We start from the raw sequence: 20,144 nt of genomic DNA, 5'->3' as shown, positions 1-20,144 counted from the left end.
CGTTCGTTTGTCTCGGACGCCCAAAACACCCTGCGTATCGTCGACGATCGGTCGTTTCGTAAAACTCGCTTACGGCCAATCGTCGCGCGACGGCGACTCGGTCGGTTCCTTGTCCGGATCGTCGGTCGTCAGCGTCCATCCCGCGGCCTCGGCGGCGTCCTCGACGCGAAGGAACTCCCAGTCGGTCGCCTCGGCGAGCGCGGCGTCCTCGTCGTCGACGCCGACGAACACGTGTCGGTCCGTGTCGAACTGCTGGGCGATGTTCTCTAGGCTCTCCTCGACGCCACGTGGTCCGGAAAAGAAGTCCTGACGCACGCGGTGTTTGCGGGTGAAGTTTGTGACGACGTACGTCGGCTTCTCGCTGACGACTCCGACGTACTCCGTCCACTGTCGAGCGTTGTTGAACACGGCGTTCGGATCCGTGAGGGCCTTCAGCGCCTTCAGCTCGAACGCCAGCGTCATGTCCGTAGATCCGCCACTGTCCATGGTCTTCGTTTCTCGCGGCGAGCGAAAACAACTTCGCTTCGGCGGTCAGCGTGCGCGGATCTGGTAGTAGTCCGTGAACTTCACCACGTCGCCGTCGTCCAGATCGGTGGGTTCCTGGCCGGTCTGTGGCCGACCGGCCAGTTCCCTGACCGCGTCTTGTGCGTCCTCGTCGAGTTCGTCGAAGTGACGTACCCGAGCGTCCTCGGAGATGAGACCGGCACGTCGGATCCGAATCCGTCTGTCTGTGTCGCGCATTGTCACGCGATAACATACCCCATAGATCGTGATAAACGTTGTGCCGCCGGCACGACGATCGGCTCGGCGTCGTATCCAAGCGCCGCCTCGCGGCCGCGTTCGCGTACACCACGGCACCCGTGTCGCCGATCGAGAAGACGGGATCCGTACACTCCGAGAGGAACGACGAGAAGAAGCGCTCGTCGGGGGTGTTCGGTCGATCGCTCGGAGCACTGCGAGACAGATGCTATCGGGCGTACGTCATGTGAGTGTGAAAAGTATAACCGACCGCTGGCGTCAGTCTGGGAGTAGCCGAACGGCGCGGCCTGCACCGGGCCTCCCCTAGGATCTACTGTTCGGTCGTCGCCGCGAGGTCGTCCACGGCGAATCCGGGCTCCATGAGAAGGTCCGTCTGTCCGCTCACGTTTCGACCCTCACGCATCAGTTGTTTGAACGCCGACTGCGGCGAGAGGTCGCCGATGAGCACGCCGCCGACGACCTTCCCGTCTTTGAGCGCCACGCGCCGCCACTCCCCCTCGTCGGTCGTCGCCTCGACTGACTCGTCGCCGAGCGTCGGGTGGCCGAACGAGAGGAACGGGAAGTCGAAGTGGGTGATCGAGTACGAGGAGACCCACTCGAACGCCTCGGAGTTGTACTCGATCATGTTTCGGGCAGCGACGGATCCCTGTTCTTTGGCCGACCCCCACGAGCCGTTTTTTCCCTGTTCGCCGAGGATGAGGTCGTTGAACGTGGTGATGTCGCCGGCCGCGAACACGTTGTCGACGTTAGTCCGCATGTACTCGTCGACGGCGATGCCGTTCTCCGTCTCGATCGGTGTAGGTTCGACGAGTTCGGTGTTGAAGTTGAGTCCGATCGCGACGCCCGCGAAATCGCACTCGTAGCGCTCGCCGTTCGGATCGATAGCGGCCTCGACGTGGCCGTCGTCGTCGACCTCGAAGTGGTCGACGCCGGAGTCGAAGACGGGCTCGACCCCGCGCTCTCGCATCGCGTCGTGCATTATCTCCGCACCTTCCTTCGAGAGGGCGTACCGCCACCACGCGTCTCCGCGCATGAGATATTTTGCTTCCACGTCCTGTGCGCCGCAGATGGCGGCGAAGTCGATTCCGAGCAGTCCAGCACCGACGATGACGGCCTGCTCTGCGTCCTCGACGCTCTCTTTGATGTTTCGGGCATCTTGGAACGTCCAGAAGTGGTGGATCCCGTCGGCGTCAGCGTTCTCGACGGGGAGCTGTTGCGGCGTCCCGCCGACAGCGAGGAGCAGCGAATCGTACTCGAACGTTTCGCCCTCGTGGGTGTGAACGGCATCGTTCTCTACGTCGATGTCGACGACGACCGTGTTGAGTCGGAGGTCAACGTCGTGGTCGTCGTACCACGACTCTTGGTGGATCGAAATCGGCGCTTCGGGGAGTTTCCCCTTCGCGTACTCCTTTATCAGGATCCGGTTGTAGAGGGACTCTCCCTCGTCGGTGAGAACCGTGATATCGGCGTCGGGCGCTTCCTCGCGGAGCGTCTCGGCCGCGGACGCGCCCGCGATACCGTCACCGATGATCACGTACGAATCACTCATACGCGGCCGTTCGGATTCATGGTTAATGTGGGTTGTCATCCGCGCCGGTAGCCGTGACACACCCTCGCTCACACCGCGGTTGACGAAACGATCGGTCGGTTCGACGCCACAGAGCAAGAGTCCGTGCTCGCAGGCGCTGCGGAGAATCGAGCGCAGACGCCACAGATTCAAGGATCTCGCCGCCCAACTACGACTATGAAAATCCGGCAGAACATCCGTCATTGGGCCGCGAAGAAGGCGTTGACGACGCCGGTCGTGGGCGACGTGGCGAACGACAAACTCGTCGATCTTCACACGAGTATCTTCCTCAACAAGGCCGACGAGGACCGTCGCGAGGAGCGACGAGACCACCTCGACGGCTTCTTCGACGCGACGATGGATGCGTACGTCGCCGCCTTACAGCGGGGTTTCACCGAGGCTGAGGCCCGTGAGATCACGCACGTGCAGGCTAACTTCGACTTCTTCAACCACGGGTGGACGGAGATGATGGAGATACCCGGTGACGAGTTAGAAGCACACTACCGGCGCTACGAGACGTTTTTCACCGATCACGGGATCACGATCGACGATCCGCTCGGCGCGTTCCGGCCGGCCGCCGGCGTCCCCGAGGCACCGGAGACGCCTGACCGGCTCGAAACGGCGGAGTACGAGAACGCGCTCGCCGGGTTCGCCGACGACGTGTACGTCGAAACCGACGAGGGCGAGACCGTCGTCGGCGGCCAGACCGAGGAACCGGACGAGGTCGACCCGAGCGCCGCGCCGGGGCTCGACGAGGACGAAGCGAGCGCCTGAGTCTCCCCGGTCGGTCGCCTGCCGCCGGTTACGTTTATATCGCGGCAGCGAGAGGGCACGGATATGAACCGCGGTCAGTCGTTTCTCCTGTTGCTTATCGGTTCGGTCGCGCTCTTGACTATCTTTGTTATCCTTCCGTTTGTCGAGTACGTCATCGCGTCGGCCATCCTCGCGTACGTGCTCTTTCCGTTCCACGTTCGACTCTCTCGGTGGCTGCGATCGATCCTATCCCGACGGTTTCGCGCGTCGCTCGCGCGACGACTCGGTAACATGCTCTCGGCGTTGGGACTCATTCTCACCGCGATCGTCTCCGTCATCCTCCCGGTCGCGTACATCTCGTGGGTGTTCGCCCGCGACTTAACCGACATCGCGCGGGGAAACACCGACATCGACGTGGGTGCGATCGAAGCCGAGATCGGAGCGCTCACCGGGCAGGAAATCGATGTCGGCGAACTGCTCGCGATGGCCGGCCAGCTCCTCGTCGACTCGCTGTTCGGCGGGGTGAGCGGGATCGTCACGACCGGGCTCCGCGCGTCCGTCGGACTCTCGCTGGCGCTGTTTCTCGTCTACTACACGCTCATCGACGGACCGGCGTTCGTGCGCTGGCTCCGCTCGACGAGCCCGCTGCCCCAGCACGTCACGTCCGACCTCGTGGACCGCGTCGACGCGATGACTCGCGGGGTCGTGATCGGCCACATCGTCGTGGCGCTGTTGCAGGCGGTCGTCGCCGGGATCGGTCTCTGGGCTGCCGGGATACCGGACGTCGTCTTCTGGACGTTCGTCATGGCCGTGCTCGCGCTCGTCCCGCTCGTCGGCGCGTTCTTCGTCTGGGGGCCGGCCGCGGCGTATCTCGTCGCCATCGATCAGGTGACTGCGGGCGTGTTCCTCGCCGTCTACGGCGTGCTCGTCATCGCCATGGTCGACAACTACGCGCGGCCGCTCGTCATCGACCAGCAGGCGCACCTCAACCCGGCGGTCATCCTGCTCGGCGTGTTCGGCGGGATCTACTCTATCGGCTTCACCGGCCTGTTCGTCGGCCCGATCGTCATCGGCGTGCTCGCCGCGACGCTCGAAACGTTCCGCGAGGACTACGACGCCATCTAGCTGACATCTCGGACCTGCACCGCGCAAAATGAAAGGAACCTAACTCAGGCGCGCAGCCACGCCAGCAGGCGCGCGACCGGGCTGGTCGTCGCTTTGAGGTCCTCGGAGCGGGGAGTGTCTTTCAGTCGCGCTGATCGGATTTCGAGACTCGTGCTGTTTTCAGCCATTGTGATAACAGATTGTGGCTATATACGGATAAATACCTCGGAATAGTAACGTATTGTAGTTGATAGTATATTATATAGTACAATAATTATCATCGACTTTCGAGAGATAGCCCCGCACCTCACACCTCCCCAACCTCGGTCGGCGGGGGCCGCGGAGCCGCACCGCATCGCGGCCCCCGCCGACCTCCCTCGCGGGCGGTTCGCGCCGCGGTGCGGCGCTCACCGGCGCGCCGACCACACGGCTGTTCGATGGAAATGTTCGTCGCTGTCGCTCGTACGGTGTGGATACTACGTTGCCGGCGCGGTCGACGACGCCGCGTCGAGCGGAGAGGGCTTCGAGACCTAGTACGCCTACTCGTCGCCTTGGGCGTCGACGATCACGACCTCGCCGTCCTCGACGGTGACGTTTATCAGCGTCTTCACGTTGTACGCGGTGTCGTCGAGTTCGTTCTCGCCGGCCTTCTTGATCACGGCGACGACATCGACTACGTCCGCGCCGACTTCGTTCGTGAGCGCGTCTAAGATTGCCTTTATCGTGCCGCCCGTCGAGAGCACGTCATCGAGCACGAGCACTCGATCACCCTCCTCGACATCGTTGATGTACATCTCCGATGCGGAGTAGCCCGTCTCTTGGAACAGCGGGACCTCACCCTCGAGCCCGTACTGCCGCTTCCGGATGACGACGAGTGGGATGTCAGTCATGAGCGAGAGCGCGGTGGAGATGTGGATTCCCATCGCGGCGGGCGTGACAATCTTATCGACGTTCTCCAAGTCCGCCTTCCGGATCAGTCGGATGACGATCTCCCGGAGTAACTCCGGTTCGAGCATCGGAACGCCATCGCTTATCGGGTGGACGAAGTACTGGTACTCGCCTTTCTCGATGATCGGCGCGTCGAGGAGCGACTGCCGCAACTGGTCCATGTCGCGGGTACTCGGGGCGGTTAATAAAGCGTGGCGATTGGTCTCTCTCGTGGGGAGCGATAGCAGGCTCCGAAACGGCTGTGCCGTCGCTCGGATCGAAACGCTGGAGAGACCACCGTCACGCGTTCAGTCGGTCGCAGTCGGCTCATCGAGAACCGTTTCGTCGCCGTGACGAACGACCACTCGGGCGGGAACTGTCGCCTCGCGGAACGCGATCTCGACCGAGTACCGATGCGTCTGCCCCACGTCGGGGCAGCCTCCGGTGTCCGAACTCGACGTGTTGACGGTCGCTATCCGGAGTTCGAGGGTACCCTCGGCGAGGCTCGCCTCGCGCAACGCAGCTCCGTAACACTCCCGAGCACCGCCGAGGATCACGCCGGCCACACTCAGCCGGGGCGGATCGGCGTCGAGAGCCGAACTCCGTTCGGCGATATCACGGGGGCCGTGGTCATACCCCCCGATCTCGCCGTCGTACGTCCGCCGGAACGTCACCTTCGCTCCGTCGATCCGCTCGAGATCCTCGCTCCACGGAGGTGTCGGACAGCCGGCGATCGGGACAACCGCCGCCGCGCTCGCGGCTGCAAGGAGGGCTCTGCGACGCATGGCTAGGAGTACGCTGTCACCGGCGAATACTTTGTGGCAGAATCGACGAATCGGAAGCGGCGATCTCAGTTGTCAGCCCCGGCCGACTCGACACCCGATTCGCCCCCGGTCGACGATCCGGCGAGCAGCGGTGTGCCGTCGGCCCGCGGTCCGAGTTCGGGGCCGTGCGGATCGTCTTCCGGATCGATCCTGCGGCGCGTCCGGTAGTCGGTCGAGCGCTCGACCGGCGTTCGACCAATCGCCGTGATCATCTCGACGTAGTCGTCGAATGAGCGATACTCTCCGTACTCGCCGCCGGCCCGCTTCGTGATCTCTTCTGAGAGGATCGTCCCCATAAAATCGTCGGCACCGCAGTTGAGCAACTTGAGCCCGTGGGCGTCGCCCGACTTCACCCACGACGCCTGCACGTGGTCGACGTTGTCTAAGAAGAGACGCGCGACCGCGACGAGCAGTTCGTCCTCGGCCCGCGACGCGCCGCCGTCGACGACGCCGTGACGATACAGCGGCGTGTTCTCGTGGATAAACGAGAGCGGAACGAACTCCGTGATCCCGCCCGTTCGGTCCTGTAGGTCGCGGATCACGCGAAGGTGCTCGGCGCGGTGTTCGACCGTCTCCACGTGGCCGTACATCATCGTCGAAGTGACGTCGAGCCCGGCCGCGACCGCTCCCTCCATCGCCGCCACCCAGTCGTCGGTACCGATCTTCCCCGGGCAGATCACGTCTCGGACCTCGTCGACAAGAATCTCCGCGGCGGTGCCCGGCGCAGAATCTAGGCCCGCGGCGGCGAGTCGGTCGTAAACCGCCTCGTACGTCCAGTTCGTGCCGCGCCTCGCGTGGTACGCCTCCTCCGGCGTCATCGAGTGGACGTGGATCCCGCCGACCGACATCGCCTCGATCTGTTCGACGTAGGTACCGGGATCGGTGGCGTAGCGGCTCGGCGGCTTGTAGTTCACCTCGCTCGCGGGGTTGTCGTGGGCGGCGAGGATCTCGTGGTGCTCCGCGTTCAGCGCCAGCGCAGGGTGCAGCCCGGAGACGGAACACACCTCGTAGACGCCCATGTCGAGCGCGTCCTCGACGATCGCTTGCGACTCCGCCGGAGTCTTGGTGAATCCCGGGTGGTCCGCGTCGCTGTCGGTCTCAAACGCGTGTGCGCTGTCCTTGAAGTTACAGAACAGACACCCGGTGTTACAGGCCGTGGTGACGTTGTTGTTGACGTTGGCGACGAACGTCACCTCGTCGCCGACCGTCTCGCGCCGCCGCCGATCCGCGGCCTCCAAGACGGCCTCCTTTCGAGCCGGGTCGATCCCGTCCCGCTCCGTCCCCGTCGCGAGCAGTTCGACCGCGTCGTCGACGGTGAGCCGCGTCCTGTCTCGGGCCTTCGCGAGCGCGTTCTCGAACGACTGGTTGGTCGTGGGGTCGGCGAAGTCGGCCTCGCCGTCGAGGGCGGCTGCTCCGTGATCGTCGCCGCCGGCGTTCGCGTCGGGGTCGCCCGCCGAAGTCATCCCGTAACCGTCCCCGCCCCACGGATAAAAAGCGGGCGGTCACGGCACTCACAGGCCGACGAGGGGGCGGTCGCTCAGGGCGGGTGGCTCCCCCGGTCGCCTCACGCCAAATCGCGGTCGTCGCCCGCGTGAGCGCGGACCCACAGCTCTCCGATCCGCGAGAGCGTCGTCCGATAGGACTTCCCGCGCTCCTCGCGCTCGATGTACCCTTTCCCGCCCGGGCCGAGGCGGTCGACGTTGTAGATCACCTTCGAGCGGAACGAATCTGTGTACTCCTCGTTGAGATCGTCCGCGAGGGTCTCGGCCAGTTCGGAGACGGAGGCGAACTCGCCGTGCTCGCCGAGGGTGAACAAGACGAGTTCCTCGAAGGGTTTGACGTTCTGGAAGGAGGCGACGGGCAACTCGATGACGTGGCTGTCGCCGATGCGCTTCGCGCCGATGGTCGTCCCCCGTTCGTCGAACTCCGAGAGCAGATCCGTCGTCGTCGCGAGCCGATCCGCGATTCGCTCGTCGTCGACGCCGCCGGTTCCGTCGGGGCCGGTGCCGTCGGCGGCGTCGTTGTCGAGCACGCTCGCCCCGACCGATCCGTCTCCGTCTTCGTCGCCCTCGACCAGTTCTTCGAGGAGGTCGCGGTTCGCCCGCAGCTCCTCGGCGAGTTCCGTTTCGAGGTACTTCTCCGGGGCGGTGTAGTAGGTGTGGATCCGATCGCGGTCGTCCTGCCGCTCGACCATGATCGAGTGAGCAGCGGTCGCGAACGCGAACGAGACCGGCCGCGGCATCGAACAGAGGTTCACCCAGACCTCGCGGCCGCCGCTCGCGTCGTCACCGGTCGCCTCGTCTGCGGTCGCGTCGCCGTCGTCGCCGCTCACGCCGTCACCGGTCGTGCCGCCGTCAAGTTCCGCGTTGATCAGATCGAAGGCGCGTTCGAAGGCGGCGTCGTAGTCGTACACGTCGGTCAGTCGCTCGCGGACGGTCTCCGCGCCGAGCAGGTTCGTGAAGTCCTGTTCGAGCTTCCGCGCGATGTTCCGCGAGTACTCGACGTTGGCCTCGCTGCCGACCGTCCCCTCCAAGAGTATCACCCGGTCGACGTCGAATTGGTCCCGGATGAGCGGGGCAATCATGCGGTCGTAGTCGAAGCCGACCGGCACGACGTGAGTCTGCATACGCGGGAGGGAGGGGCCCCATTTAAATAAAGGCCTGTTTCCGTACCGGTCGACCCCAGACGGAAACAGTGGACGCCGCCAAACCGCCGTCCGCGGGCGGTGGACACCGCCTCCCCCTTAGCTCAACACGAACACGAACAGCGCGACGCCGGCCACGACGGTCAAAAAGAGGACGCTCCGACCGATCCCGGTCCGGATCTCGGTGTCGACGCCCGCCCGTGCCAGCGCCTCTCGCGGGTGCATCGCCGTCCACTCGATCACGGCGACGAGCTCCATCACCGCGCGGTCGACGGCGGCCCACAGCTCCGTGACGCCCCAGATCGACGCGCGCCCGAGGTAGAACGCCGCCGGGTACGTCACTGCATCGACGTCCGGCATGTGGTGGGCGAGCCAACCGAGCGGCCGCTTCAGCGCGAAGAATCCGACGAAGCCGGCCACGAGGAGCGCGGCGCTTTCGGTCAGGTGGCTCGTGCTATACGGGTGTAACTCGGGCGCGACCTCGGCCGTGAACGGCATCAGCTCGACGAGGAAGTCGTAGGTGAACGGCGTCCCGAAGAAGATGCACGCGCCGCCGGCCAGAACCATTCCCGCGGTCTGGAACGGCGTGGCGTCCTTCGGCGACAGCGTCGCGGAGCCGTGGAAGAACATGTAGTAGCCGAGTTTGATGAACGACATGAACGTCCCGACGCCGCCGACGATGAGCAGCCACCAGAGGAGCCCCTCGCCGAACAGCAGCTCGTAGTTGTGCACCTCGTGTGCGGAGTCGATCACCATCCCCTTCGAGATGAAGCCGTTGAATCCGGGAACGGCGGTAATCGAGGCCGCGCCGACGAGGTACACGAGGAACGTGACGGGCATCTCGCGCCAGAGCCCGCCCATGTCCCTGATGTCTTCGACGCCGGTCCGGTAGATCACGACGCCGACGGCCATGAACAGCAGGCTCTTGTAGAGAACGTTGTTGAACAGGTGCGCGAACCCGCCGGTGACGGCGAACTCGCCGACGTACGTCGCGAGTCCGAACCCGGCGAGCATGTAGCCGAGCTGCGCCTGAATGTGGTACGACAACAGGCGTCGCGGGTCGTACTGAAGCAGCGCGAAGAATGCACCGTAGACGGCCATGATCCCGCCGAGGTACGCGAGCCACATCCCGCCCTCGGGGAACGCGCGGTACATCACGTACGCGGCGGTCTTGGTCGTGAACACCGAGAGGAACACCGACGCCGCGACGTGCGGACGCGGGTACGTGTCCGGCAGCCACGTGTGCAAGAAGACGAACCCGCAGTTGATTCCGATGCCGATCGCCGCGAGCAGCGTCGCGGCCGGGTGGATCCCGGTCGTCGCCGAGAACAGGAACGTCTCGGCGTTCGCGAAGTGCACGACGACCGCACCGAGCAGGAACGTGCCGCCGATCCCGTGGAACAGCGCGTAGCGGTACCCCGCACGCACGGCCGCGCCGCCGTACTGCCACACCAGAAGCGTCGAGGTGACGGCCATCAGCTCCCAGAAGAAGATCAGCGTGAGCCAGTCGCCAGCGTAGATCGTCCCCACGGTCGAGGAGACGTAGATCAGCGCGAACGCGGTCACCCACGTCGGAGCCTCCGTGCCGTAGGCGTACAGCACTGCCGCCGTCGCGAGGAATCCCACGACGACGCCCATCAGCAGCGAGAACTGATCGACGTTGAAGAAGACGACATCGAAGCCGAACAGCTGCGTCGCGAGGTGCGCGCCGGTCCCGGCGTCTCCGAGCAGGACGGCCTGCACGAACGTGAACGCCGTCGCCAGCGCGGCCGCGACGTGGCCCGCGTGGCGCGGGAGCGCGAGCACCGCGAGCGCGGCGAACGCGAGCACGACGTACGGCGGAATCGCGGTCAGCGCGCCCGTCGCAGCCGTCATGGGTGCATCACCTCTTCGGGGAGCCGCGTGTCGACGATGAGCTCGATCAGCTCTAGGAAGCCCATCTCGTAGGGTATCACGCCGAGCAACACCGCGAGGCCCATCGCCGTGAGGATCGGCCCGAGAGTGAACCACGTCGACTCGCGACCGAGGAGGGCCGCGACGCCGTCGATCCGCTCCCAGCCGCCCGGCGGCGGTCCGCCGTGGTGACCGTGGTCATCCACGTGATCGCCGGCGTGGTCATCGTGGTCACCGTCGTCGCGGCCGTCGTGATCAGTCGCGTGGTCGCCACCGCTTTCGGCGTCGTCGTGACCGTCGCGATCGGCCGCGTGGTCGTCGATATCCGTCGCGTCACCGTCGGCCGTGCCGACTGCGTCGCCGACTCGACCGTCCTCGTCGCGACCCACACCGAACGGCACGTTGACATCCGAGGGCCGTTCGTCGACGGCGTAGTCGCCCGTGTCGACGCGCTCGGCCGGCTCAGAGAAGTCACGCTCGCTGGTGTCGAAGTCCGGCCGCACAACACCCTCCTCGTCCGTCGGAAGGTCATCCATCTCCGCGTCGGGTACCTCCGAGTCGTCCGGGATCTCGGAATCGCCGTCCGCGGACGCCGCGTCCTCGGCATCGACAGCCGAATCGGCCTCCGCGCTCTCGACGATGTTGTCGAGGTCGGCGGCATCCTCCGCGGTCTCGTCGTCTTCGTCGATCGCGTCGTCTTTGTCGGTCGCGTCGTTGTCGTCATCATCGTCCGGGCGACCGCCGTCTGTCGCGGCGTCGTCCGCTGCGCCGCGACCGTTTGTCGCGGCGTCGTCCGCTGCGCCGCGACCGTCGGTCGCTGGCAGCGTCGACCGCGTCTCGCCGCCCGGCCGGAAGTCGACGAGCGGCTTCGCGTCGTGGGCGTCCTCGGCCTCGAAGAAGGCGGTGTAGATCACCGGCCAGAAGTACGCGATGTTGAGTACGCCGGAGAGCAACAGCGCTCCGACGAGATAGTAGGCAATCGGCGTCAGCTCCATGCCCATCCGGATCCCGCCGATCAGCATGTAGTACTTGCTGACGAATCCGGCGAGAAGCGGAATCCCGGCCATCCCGAGCGAGGCCACGGTGAACGCGCCCATCGTCAGCGGCATCCGCTTGCCGATCCCCGCCATCTCCGAGATGTAGTCGGTGTGGGTCTCGACGTGGAGGTTCCCCGCACAGAAGAACAGGGTGAGCTTCATGAACGCGTGCGCCGGGATGTGCAACAGCGCGCCGACGAGCCCGTACCAGCCGAACAGCCCGAGCCCGAGGATAATGTAGCTCAGCTGACTCACCGTCGAGTAGGCGAGCCGCTGTTTCAGGTGGTCCTTGCGCAGGGCGATGAAACTCGCCGCGGTCAGCGTGATCGCGCCGATCGTCGAGAGCACGAGCCCGGCGGAGAAGCCGAGCGGTAAGGAGAGGTCGAACACCAACTCGGGGCCGAACACGTCGAGGACGACCCGAGAGACGCCGAACGCGCCGGACTTGACGACCGCGACCGCGTGGAGCAGTCCGGAAACGGGCGTCGGCGCGACCATCGCCTCGGGGAGCCACTGGTGGAGCGGCATGATACCCGCCTTCACGCCGAAGCCGATAGCCAAGAGGAAGAAGGCGAGCATCGCTAAGCCGGGATCGGCGTTCGCCAATTCCTCGATGCCGCCGGCGGTGAAGGAGACGTTGCCGGCGATCAGGTACACCAAGGCGGTCCCGGCGAGCACGAGCACGCCGCCGCCGAACATCGTGTACGCGAGGTACTTCCGGCCCGCAGAGCGCGCCTCGTCCGTCTCGTCGTGCGCGACGAGCGGGTACGTCGCGATCGACAACAGCTCGTAGAACACGAAGATCGTCACGAGGTTGCCCGCGAACGCGATTCCCATCGTCGCCGACAGCGACACCGCGAACGCGGCGAAGTACCGCGTCTGGTTCGTCTCGTCGTTGCCGCGCATGTAGCCGATGCTGTAAAACGAGGTGACGATCCACAGCCCGCTGGCGAGGAACGCGAACAACATTCCGAGCGCGTCGGCGCGCAGGACGAACTCGATCCCGCCGGGTAAAAAGGCCCCGAGCGACCACTCGAAGACCGCGCCGTCGAGGACGGCCGGCAGCATCGAGGCGACGATGCCGAACTTCGCGAGCGCCGCCGCGATCGTCCACCCCTCGCGGACGTTCGGCGAACGGTACGACGCGACGATGAAGAAGGCCGCGACGAACGAGACGAGAACCGCCAGTAGGGGTCGTATGCTGGGTGTAGCTTCTATCATGCGAACACCTCCGTGAGGAACGGGTCGAACCACTCCGCGAGACCGAACCCGGCGAAGCCGAGCGCGACCGCCACGAGCGTCGCAGCGACGAGCGCCACGAGCGACGCGGGCGGCACCCGATCGGGCACGCCCGGCACCGTCGGTGCGCCATCGACAGGCGAGACTGGTCGCGGATCTCCGGTTCCGCTCGCGTTGCCGTCGCTTTGAGTGTCGTCGCCATGCGCGTCGCCGTCACCGGCGTCACCTGCGCTTTGCCCGCCATCGGCGACGACGGGTTCCCCGTGGTCTCCCGGAAGTCCGACGCCGGCGAAGTAGAACCGCTCCAGCAGCCGAGCGACGTACGACAGCGTGAACAGCGTGCTGATGAAGATCACGACCGCGATGCCGATCCCAGACGCGCCGTCGCCGGCGAGGCTCGATTCGACCGCTCCGACGCCGATGTACCACTTTCCGAGGAAACCCACGGACGGCGGGATCCCGACGAGCGCGAGCCCGAGAACGGCGATCGCCCCGGACGTGACGGGCGCGTCGCGGGCGACGCTCGCGAGGTCCTCCAACCGACGGGCTCCGTAGCCGAACGCGAGCAGGCCGACGCCGAGGAACAGCCCGAACTTGAGCAGACCGTGGCCGACGAGGTGAACGGCCGCACCGAGCAGCGCGGTCTCGTTGGCGAGTGCGATCGCGGCCACGATCATGCCGAACTGCGCCACGGAGGAGTACGCGAACATCCGCTTGAGGTCGGACTGCATCGCCGCGAGCACCGACCCGGCTAGGATCGACGCGCCGGAGACGACGAGCATCGCGGTCGTGATCGCGTCGCTCGCCGCGAGAAACTCGACGGTGAAGACGGTGTAGCTCACGCGGATCAGCGCGTACGCGCTCGCCGTCGACACGAGCGCCGCGACGATCGTCGTGACCGCGTCCGGCGCGCGCTGGTACGCGTCCGGCTGCCACGCGTGGATCGGGAACACGGCGATCTTCAGCCCGAGTCCAGACACGATCAGCGCGTAGCTCGCTCGGACGAGCGTGTTCCCGTAGCCGACCTGTGCGAGCTGCGTCTGCATGTCGAGCATGTTCAGCGTCCCCGTTGCGAGGAACGCATAGCCCACGCCGAGGAGGTACAGCGAGGCACCGACGGTTCCCACGACGAGGTACTTCAACGAGGCGTACGCGCTCGCACCCGACCGGTCGGCCGCGATAAGCGCGTACGTCGAGATCCCGACTATTTCCAAGAAGACGAACAGATTGAACAGGTCGCCCGTCAGCGTCATTCCCGCCAGCCCGCCGACGAGGAGCAGGTACCCGCTGTAGAACGCGTTCCCGCGCGGACCGGCGACTCGGACGAACGCGAGCGTCGCGAGCGAGACGACAGCGACCAGCGCGAGCACCGCGGCTGACAGCGGGTCAGCGACCAGTTCGATTCCGATCGGCGGCGGGTAGCTTCCGAGCGCGTGCGACAGGCGGCCGCCCGAAGCGACGGTAGCGACGATTGCGGCGGAAATTCCCGCGAGCGCCGTCGTCGCGACTGCCGCGATGGGCCAGCCAGTGTCGTCGTACCGGAGACCCAACGCGATCGGCAAGGTCGCCGCCACGAGCGGCACCGCGATGGCGACGGGGAGGAGTACGTCAGTCATCCGCGTCACCTCCGTGGCCGTTCGGCGCGTTCTCGGACCCGTTTCCGAGGTCCGGCCCATCGGGGATCGACCCCTCGTCGCGGAGCAGTTCGCGGAGGACGTCGGTACGGAGCGTTCCGTACTCGTCGTAAATCCGGATACAGAGCGCGAGCCCCACCGCGGTGAGGCTCACGCCGACGACGATGGCGGTCAACACGATCACGTGCGGCAGCGGACTGACGTACGTGCCCGTCTCCGCACCGCCCGACGGAACGATGGGGATCGCGCCGCCCTCTACATACCCCGACGTAATGAACAGCAGGAAGATGGCAGTCTGGAACAGGTTCAGTCCGACGATCTTCTTGACGAGGTTGGGGTTCGCGATCATCATGTAGAGCCCGATACACAGGAGCAGGGCGAATGCGACGTAGGCGTGTCTCGTCGTCAGGATTTCGACCGGCTCGGTCGCGGTCGCGGTCACAGACGCGGCCGCGGCGAGTCCGCCGGCTACCGTCATGCGTCACCTCCGTTCGGCTCGCAGCCTCCGTCCGCGATCGCTGAAGACGAACCGGAGCCGTCGTCGCCAGTTCGTGAGTCCTCGCGTCCGTCGTCGGTTGCGTCCGCCGGATCGTCCGGTTCGAACCCGTCGCCGCCGAGCGCGAAGCCGTTGGCGAGCAGGAAGAACAGCCCCATCAACACGCCGGCGACGAGCGGGGCGATCCCGATGATCTCGACGGCCTCTAACCCGTACTTGATCGGGATCGGCAGGAGGTCGTACTGGAGGAACGCGCCGCCGAGCGCGACCGGAACGAGGCCGATGCCGGCGAACGCGAGCGCGCCGCCGACCGCCAGCGCGACGACGACGGTGTTCGCGAGCCACGTGCGGGTCGACTCGATACCGAATGCGAACGCGATCATGAACACGACAGCGGCCATGATCGCGCCGCCCTGGAAGCCGCCTCCCGGCGAGCCGCCGCCGTGGAAGGTGACGAACAGCCCGTAGGTGAACGCGAACGGAGCCACGATCTTCACGGTCGGCATGATCACCTGACTCTCCGTGTACGGCGTTCCCTGTCGCTCGTTTGAATCGAGCCGTCCGGATCGCTTGACCGCTCGGTGGGGCGGAACGACGTCTGCGGAGCGGGCGTCTCCGTCTCCCGCGTTCGGGGTGTTCGGATCGCTTCCCGCGTCTCCATCTCTCGTGGAGTCGCTCATGCGAACACCTCCCGTCGGAGGACGATCAGGGCGGCGATCCCGCCGGCGAAGACGACGATCGCCTCGCCGAAGGTATCGAACCCACGGAACGCCGCCAACACGCCCATCACCGTGTTCTCGACGTGGACCTGCGCGTACGTCTCTGCGAGGTACCACTGGCTCACGTCCGGGTTCGACCACACGGGCGCGTCCGGCGAGCCGATCGCCGGAATCTCACCCATCGTGAGCAACAGTCCGGCGAGCAGGAACGCCGCCGCGCCGGCGGCGGGGTAGTTCACCGACTCGAAGGCGGCCTCGTGGTCGATCCGGGTCGTCTTCGCAAGCGTCAACAACAGCAGCACGGTCGTCACGCCGGCGGAGATGGCTGCCTCCGTCATCGCCACGTCCGGCGCGCGGTAGAACGTGTACAGCGCCGCCATCCCGAGACTGTACGCCCCGAAGATGATGGCGGCCGCGAGCACGTCCCGCGCGAACGCGGTCGCGAGCGCCGTGAGCACGACGAACGCGAGCAGACTCGCTTCGATGGCGGTGACCTGCGCCGCGACCGGAGAAGCGAGGCCGATTGCGCCCGTCATCGGCGCTCGTCCCCCTCGGTCCACGGCACGATTCCCTCCTCGAAGGCGGCCCGGGCGATCCCGTGGGCCGCCGTCGGGTTCGTCACGAAGATGAAGAACAACAGGATCACGCTCTTGAACCCCGCACCCTCCCAACCGACGGTGAGCGCGACGGCCGCGAGCCCGAACCCCGCGCCGAGCGTGTCCGCCTGCGAGGCGGTGTGCGCCCGCGAGTACACGTCGGGCAAGCGAAGTACGCCCGTCATCGAGACGAACGAAAAGAACAACCCGAGCAGGACGAAGACGACGATCAGTCCCACGCGGACGGTCTCGATCGCGGCGATCACAGCACCCCACCCCGCTCGACCGTAAATTTCGAGATGGCGATCGCCATCAGGAAGTTCAACAGCGCGTACACTAACGCGACATCGAGGAACGTCGGCTCGTCGAGCGCCGCGGCCAACAGTCCGAGGATCACGACGGTATTCGTTCCGAGGACGTTCACCGCCAGCACGCGGTCCTGCATCGTCGGGCCCTTCACGGCGCGGTAGAGCATCCCGATCGCGAGTACGGCGAAGCCGGCCGCCGCGTACAAGAGCACGTCGCCGACGGTGTAGCCGGCGACGACGGTCGCGTCGACGAGCGTCATCGATCGGTCACCTCGTCGGTGTCTCCGGTCGGAGTACTCCCGTCCGTCGCCGTCGCGGTCGGATCGTCGCCCGGATCCTCCCCGCCGTCCGTCGCGGCGATGGGGAGTTCCTCGGTCGCGTCCGGGCCCTGCAAGATCGCACAATCCTCGCGCTCTCGGGGCGTCGGAAGGCGAGCCGACGATCGCCCGTAGTAGACGAACCGCGTCCACCGCTCCAGCGATCCGCCGAAGAGCCCGTCGCGGGCCCACGGGATGAGTGAGTGGACGTACAGATCGCTGTCGCGGGCGCGGACCGTCAGGGTCCCCGGCGTCAGCGTGATCGAATTCGCGAGCGTCATCAGCGGGAGCCCGCTACCGACGATCACGCGCATGCGGTTCATCGTCGGCTCTATCGGGAGCCGCGGGTCCAGTATCACCCGCGCGACGACGAGGTTCGCCATCACGATCTCATAAAGCAGGACGGGGACGTAGATGGCCCCGCGAACGATCCGCAGCGGCGTCCGCGGCAGCGCGGGGTCCGCGTCGAAGCTGATCCGCGACAGCGTGATCGAGACGATCGCCGCGCTCGCGACGCCGGTCACCCAGTCGAACCAGTACAGCGGGTCGCCGAGCACGAAGTAGAACGCAAGCGAGAGGCCGAACATCGCGGCGAACCGCACGCCAGTCGCCTCGCTCCTGAGCCGTTCGCGCCGCGTGGGTCGAGTCACGGGCGCAGTCTCGACAGCTAAGTCCGTGTTCGACAGCTCAAACTCGAGCGGCTGAAGGAGCGTCGTGTTGCCGACCGGCGTGTACTCGGGGTCCAACAGGACCGTGTCGGCCCCGTTGTCCTCGGCGTACGCGACCAGCACGCGAACGTAGTCGTCCGGTCCGAAGAGGTAGTCGTCGGACCCGATGAGGTCGACGGCGATCGTGACGTCCGTCTCGTCGGCGTCGGAGTCCGCGAGGTCGGCCTCGGCCCACGCCAACACGCGTTCGAGGATGCGCTCGGCCTCGGCGGTCCGCTCTTCGCTCTCCGGATCGCCGTCGCGCCACGAGGCGATTTCCACGAAGTGGACCGCAGAGAACTCACCGCTCGCAGCCGTTTCGACGGCATGCGCGACCGTCGCACGGAGCGTCGGGGTTCGTTCGACGGGTACGACGACTGCGCCCGGCCGATCGCCTCCGCTCGGCGGATCGGAACCGGTCTCGGCGGCGGACTCAGCCGCGGCGTCCGGGTCTGCGGCGTCCGGCTCGTCACCGGTGTCAGCCACCCACCACACCTCCGACGGATCGGGGGATGACGGTCTCTGTGTGCATCGGTATCTCTACTCGATTACTTTTCCTACCGCCTCAAAACAGTTTGTATCCCAGCGGATATCCGTACGGCGGGGGAACGTGACCGGTAGAAAATGTGGTCGCGCCCGCTCTCGGATTGCTCTCGGACCGCTCTCGGATTGCTCTCGGACCGCTCTCGGACCACTCTCTCGGATCTCTTCGACGACTATCGGCGGTCGTGGGCTTCGGCGATCGCCGACTGTCACTCGCCCCGATCGAGCACGGCCGCCAACCGGTCGGCGATCCGTCCCGCGACGGCGTCTTTCGACCCGGTGACTTCCTCGGAGTCCGTTCCGCTCTCGGCGACGAGAAGGACGCGGGTCTCGTCGTCGCCCATCACGCTCGCGTCGTTGGCGACGACGAACGCGAGACCGACGCGGTCGCGGATCCTCTCCGCTTCTGTGACCATGGCCGCATCGTCGCCGGATGTTTCGGCTTTGAACCCGACGATGGGGAGGTCCGGGTACGCCTCCCGAACCGAGTCGATCAGTTTCGGCGTCGGCTCAAGATCGACAGACAGCGGTGACCCCGACCGGATCTTTTTGTCCACTGCGTCGGCGGTGAAATCGGAGATGGCAGCCGCGGAGACCAGCGCGTCTGCCGTCGCCGCGGTCTGTCGACACGCCCGCATCATCTCGTCTGCGGTCTCGACGGCGACCACGTCAGCGTACGGCACGTCCGGACCGTCCTGAACCAGCGTGACGCGAGCGCCGCGGACGTACAGCGCGCGGGCGACAGCGCGGCCGGTCTTGCCCGAAGCCCGGTTCGTCAGGATGCGGATCGGGTCGATGCGCTCTTTGGTCGCACCGGCCGTGACGACGACGTGCGTCCCGGCGAGCGTCTGCGTCGTCGTCGCGCGAGCCACCTCGGTGACGATCGCCGCCTCCGCTGCGATCTTCGCTTTCCCTTCCTCGATCCGCGGGTCGACGAGGGTCACGCCCCACGACTCCAGCCGGTCGAGCGCGTCGAGCACGCCCGGGTGGTCGTACATCGGCTCGTGCATCGCCGGGGCCATCACGACCGGCACGTCCGCACCGAGCGCGGTCGTCGCGCAGGTCGTGACCGGCGTGTCGTCGATCGCGGCTGCGACTTTCCCCGCGGTGTTCGCGGTCGCCGGCGCGAGAAGGAGCACGTCGGCCCAGCCGTCTCGGCCGCAGAGTTCGACGTGTTCCACGTCTCCGGTGATCTCGGTGACGACGGGTTCGTCCGTCGCGAAGTCGACGGCCCACGGGTGGACGATGTTCGTCGCCGACGGCGACATGATCGCGCGGACGCTCGCGCCCTGTCGGCGGAGTTCGTGTGCGAGTTCGACCACCTTCACGGCCGCGATGCTCCCGGAAACGCCGAGCGCGACGTTGACGCCCGCGAGCATCGACGGTGACCCCTCGGACATTACCAGACAGGTTTCACCCGCGGCGGCTTATAAGATCGCGTTGCGGTCGCTGTGTGGTACCGAATGACGTGCTGATGGGTGTCGTAAACGAGTGGAGGAATGACAGCCGACGCGATCGCGTGGCCCGCGCGGGCGTCAGGCGGAGTCGTTCGTCGAGTCGGTCTCCGAATCGTTTTCGGTTCCGTTCGTCGCCGACTGCTCCGGTTCGGGGAACTCCTCGGCCGAGAGCAGCGCGCTCACCGAGTCGGCGTCGAGCACGCTCAACACGGCCGCTGGCGCGCCCGAAACGAGGACCGCACCTGCTCGTGCATTCGTCTGACTGACGGTCAGCCCCTCGGTGTCGCTCGCGTACGACTCGACCGTCGACACGGCCTCGGTGAGGAGGTCGAGCTGGGTCTCGCGAATCTCGGCTTGCGCCTCCGACTGCGTCAGGTTCCCCTCTTGGAGTCGCTGTCGGATGTCGTTCTGTGCCGCTTGGAGGTCCGACTGGATGTCGACGGCGGCGGTCGCGCTCGCGTCATCGGCGGATTCGGCGTCGTCCGTCTGGGCGGATCCATCGGTGCCGTCGGAGCCGAGCGAGCTACAGCCGGCGAGCGAGAGCGTCGTTCCGGTCGCTGCGGCAGCCAACACGCGTCGTCGCGGAGTATCGACCATAGATCTGCTCGCGGGGCGGCGCA

General features: G+C 66.2%; 22 protein-coding genes. 3 read left to right on the top strand and 19 right to left on the bottom strand.

What is annotated here, in order from left to right:
* Window positions 1-69 precede the first annotated feature (69 nt).
* Together NO887_RS13825 and NO887_RS13820 are read right to left on the bottom strand one after the other, a co-directional pair.
* Window positions 70-486, bottom strand: coding sequence for a DUF7124 domain-containing protein (locus NO887_RS13825; RefSeq protein WP_256418848.1), 417 nt, complete (start codon window positions 484-486; stop codon window positions 70-72).
* Between the two features lie 45 nt (window positions 487-531).
* A complete protein-coding gene (locus NO887_RS13820; protein ID WP_256418847.1) occupies window positions 532-741 on the bottom strand; it encodes a DUF7979 domain-containing protein in 210 nt (69 codons plus the stop codon).
* Window positions 742-779: 38 nt separating this feature from the next.
* Here NO887_RS13820 and NO887_RS13815 point away from each other — a divergent pair, with 38 nt between their 5' ends.
* Window positions 780-989, top strand: a complete 210-nt coding sequence (locus NO887_RS13815) for a hypothetical protein (protein WP_256418846.1) — start codon at window positions 780-782, stop codon at window positions 987-989.
* 80 nt (window positions 990-1,069) lie between these two features.
* Here NO887_RS13815 and NO887_RS13810 read toward each other — a convergent pair whose 3' ends face one another.
* Window positions 1,070-2,308, bottom strand: coding sequence for an NAD(P)/FAD-dependent oxidoreductase (locus NO887_RS13810; protein WP_256418845.1), 1,239 nt, complete (start codon window positions 2,306-2,308; stop codon window positions 1,070-1,072).
* A 195-nt stretch (window positions 2,309-2,503) separates the two neighbouring features.
* On the opposite strand from NO887_RS13810, the gene NO887_RS13805 reads away from it, so the two are divergent.
* Window positions 2,504-3,100, top strand: a complete 597-nt coding sequence (locus tag NO887_RS13805; RefSeq protein WP_256418844.1) for a DUF6149 family protein — start codon at window positions 2,504-2,506, stop codon at window positions 3,098-3,100.
* A 63-nt stretch (window positions 3,101-3,163) separates the two neighbouring features.
* Window positions 3,164-4,204, top strand: coding sequence for an AI-2E family transporter (locus NO887_RS13800; protein ID WP_256418843.1), 1,041 nt, complete (start codon window positions 3,164-3,166; stop codon window positions 4,202-4,204).
* A gap of 44 nt (window positions 4,205-4,248) precedes the next feature.
* Here NO887_RS13800 and NO887_RS13795 read toward each other — a convergent pair whose 3' ends face one another.
* From NO887_RS13795 to NO887_RS13720, 16 genes are all read right to left on the bottom strand, one after another.
* Window positions 4,249-4,371: a hypothetical protein gene (locus NO887_RS13795; RefSeq protein WP_256418842.1), complete on the bottom strand. Its 123-nt coding sequence runs from the start codon at window positions 4,369-4,371 to the stop codon at window positions 4,249-4,251.
* A 351-nt stretch (window positions 4,372-4,722) separates the two neighbouring features.
* Entirely contained in the window at window positions 4,723-5,292 is a 570-nt protein-coding gene (gene hpt, locus NO887_RS13790) for a hypoxanthine/guanine phosphoribosyltransferase (protein ID WP_256418841.1), read from the bottom strand.
* A gap of 126 nt (window positions 5,293-5,418) precedes the next feature.
* Window positions 5,419-5,895, bottom strand: a complete 477-nt coding sequence (locus NO887_RS13785) for a hypothetical protein (RefSeq protein ID WP_256418840.1) — start codon at window positions 5,893-5,895, stop codon at window positions 5,419-5,421.
* A 65-nt stretch (window positions 5,896-5,960) separates the two neighbouring features.
* A complete protein-coding gene (cofH, locus tag NO887_RS13780) occupies window positions 5,961-7,397 on the bottom strand; it encodes a 7,8-didemethyl-8-hydroxy-5-deazariboflavin synthase subunit CofH (protein ID WP_256418839.1) in 1,437 nt (478 codons plus the stop codon).
* Between the two features lie 101 nt (window positions 7,398-7,498).
* The gene (locus NO887_RS13775) at window positions 7,499-8,560 is read right to left on the bottom strand and encodes an HFX_2341 family transcriptional regulator (RefSeq protein ID WP_256418838.1); all 1,062 of its coding nucleotides are present in this window, start codon (window positions 8,558-8,560) and stop codon (window positions 7,499-7,501) included.
* A gap of 117 nt (window positions 8,561-8,677) precedes the next feature.
* Window positions 8,678-10,453, bottom strand: a complete 1,776-nt coding sequence (locus tag NO887_RS13770; protein WP_256418837.1) for a Na(+)/H(+) antiporter subunit D — start codon at window positions 10,451-10,453, stop codon at window positions 8,678-8,680.
* The gene (locus NO887_RS13765) at window positions 10,450-12,729 is read right to left on the bottom strand and encodes a proton-conducting transporter transmembrane domain-containing protein (RefSeq protein ID WP_256418836.1); all 2,280 of its coding nucleotides are present in this window, start codon (window positions 12,727-12,729) and stop codon (window positions 10,450-10,452) included. The genes NO887_RS13770 and NO887_RS13765 overlap by 4 nt, the downstream gene beginning before the upstream one ends.
* Window positions 12,726-14,363 carry a proton-conducting transporter transmembrane domain-containing protein gene (locus tag NO887_RS13760; protein ID WP_256418835.1) on the bottom strand — a complete coding sequence of 546 codons (1,638 nt, stop codon included), beginning with the start codon at window positions 14,361-14,363 and terminating at the stop codon, window positions 12,726-12,728. The genes NO887_RS13765 and NO887_RS13760 overlap by 4 nt, the downstream gene beginning before the upstream one ends.
* The gene (locus tag NO887_RS13755) at window positions 14,356-14,859 is read right to left on the bottom strand and encodes a cation:proton antiporter subunit C (RefSeq protein ID WP_256418834.1); all 504 of its coding nucleotides are present in this window, start codon (window positions 14,857-14,859) and stop codon (window positions 14,356-14,358) included. Before NO887_RS13755 ends, NO887_RS13760 begins: the two co-directional genes overlap by 8 nt.
* The gene (locus NO887_RS13750) at window positions 14,856-15,557 is read right to left on the bottom strand and encodes an MnhB domain-containing protein (protein ID WP_256418833.1); all 702 of its coding nucleotides are present in this window, start codon (window positions 15,555-15,557) and stop codon (window positions 14,856-14,858) included. Before NO887_RS13750 ends, NO887_RS13755 begins: the two co-directional genes overlap by 4 nt.
* Window positions 15,554-16,132 (bottom strand): DUF4040 domain-containing protein, encoded by a 579-nt coding sequence (locus NO887_RS13745; RefSeq protein ID WP_256418832.1) that lies wholly within the window; start codon window positions 16,130-16,132, stop codon window positions 15,554-15,556. Before NO887_RS13745 ends, NO887_RS13750 begins: the two co-directional genes overlap by 4 nt.
* On the bottom strand, window positions 16,129-16,458 hold the full coding sequence (gene mnhG / locus NO887_RS13740) for a monovalent cation/H(+) antiporter subunit G (protein WP_379812246.1): 330 nt from the start codon (window positions 16,456-16,458) through the stop codon (window positions 16,129-16,131). Before mnhG ends, NO887_RS13745 begins: the two co-directional genes overlap by 4 nt.
* The gene (locus tag NO887_RS13735; RefSeq protein ID WP_256418831.1) at window positions 16,455-16,760 is read right to left on the bottom strand and encodes a cation:proton antiporter; all 306 of its coding nucleotides are present in this window, start codon (window positions 16,758-16,760) and stop codon (window positions 16,455-16,457) included. Before NO887_RS13735 ends, mnhG begins: the two co-directional genes overlap by 4 nt.
* Complete coding sequence (locus tag NO887_RS13730) at window positions 16,757-18,010, bottom strand: monovalent cation/H+ antiporter subunit E (RefSeq protein WP_379812248.1); 1,254 nt, start codon at window positions 18,008-18,010, stop codon at window positions 16,757-16,759. Before NO887_RS13730 ends, NO887_RS13735 begins: the two co-directional genes overlap by 4 nt.
* Before the next feature lie 266 nt (window positions 18,011-18,276).
* Window positions 18,277-19,446 carry a bifunctional phosphopantothenoylcysteine decarboxylase/phosphopantothenate--cysteine ligase CoaBC gene (gene coaBC, locus NO887_RS13725; protein WP_256418900.1) on the bottom strand — a complete coding sequence of 390 codons (1,170 nt, stop codon included), beginning with the start codon at window positions 19,444-19,446 and terminating at the stop codon, window positions 18,277-18,279.
* A gap of 156 nt (window positions 19,447-19,602) precedes the next feature.
* The gene (locus tag NO887_RS13720) at window positions 19,603-20,121 is read right to left on the bottom strand and encodes a hypothetical protein (protein WP_256418829.1); all 519 of its coding nucleotides are present in this window, start codon (window positions 20,119-20,121) and stop codon (window positions 19,603-19,605) included.
* Window positions 20,122-20,144: the final 23 nt, after the last annotated feature.

Origin of the sequence: Halorubrum laminariae (genome assembly GCF_024494655.1) — an archaeon.
Lineage (GTDB): Archaea > Halobacteriota > Halobacteria > Halobacteriales > Haloferacaceae > Halorubrum > Halorubrum laminariae.
The sequence above is the reverse complement of the archived record's forward strand: the minus strand, read 5'-3'. Positions and strand labels throughout refer to the sequence as shown.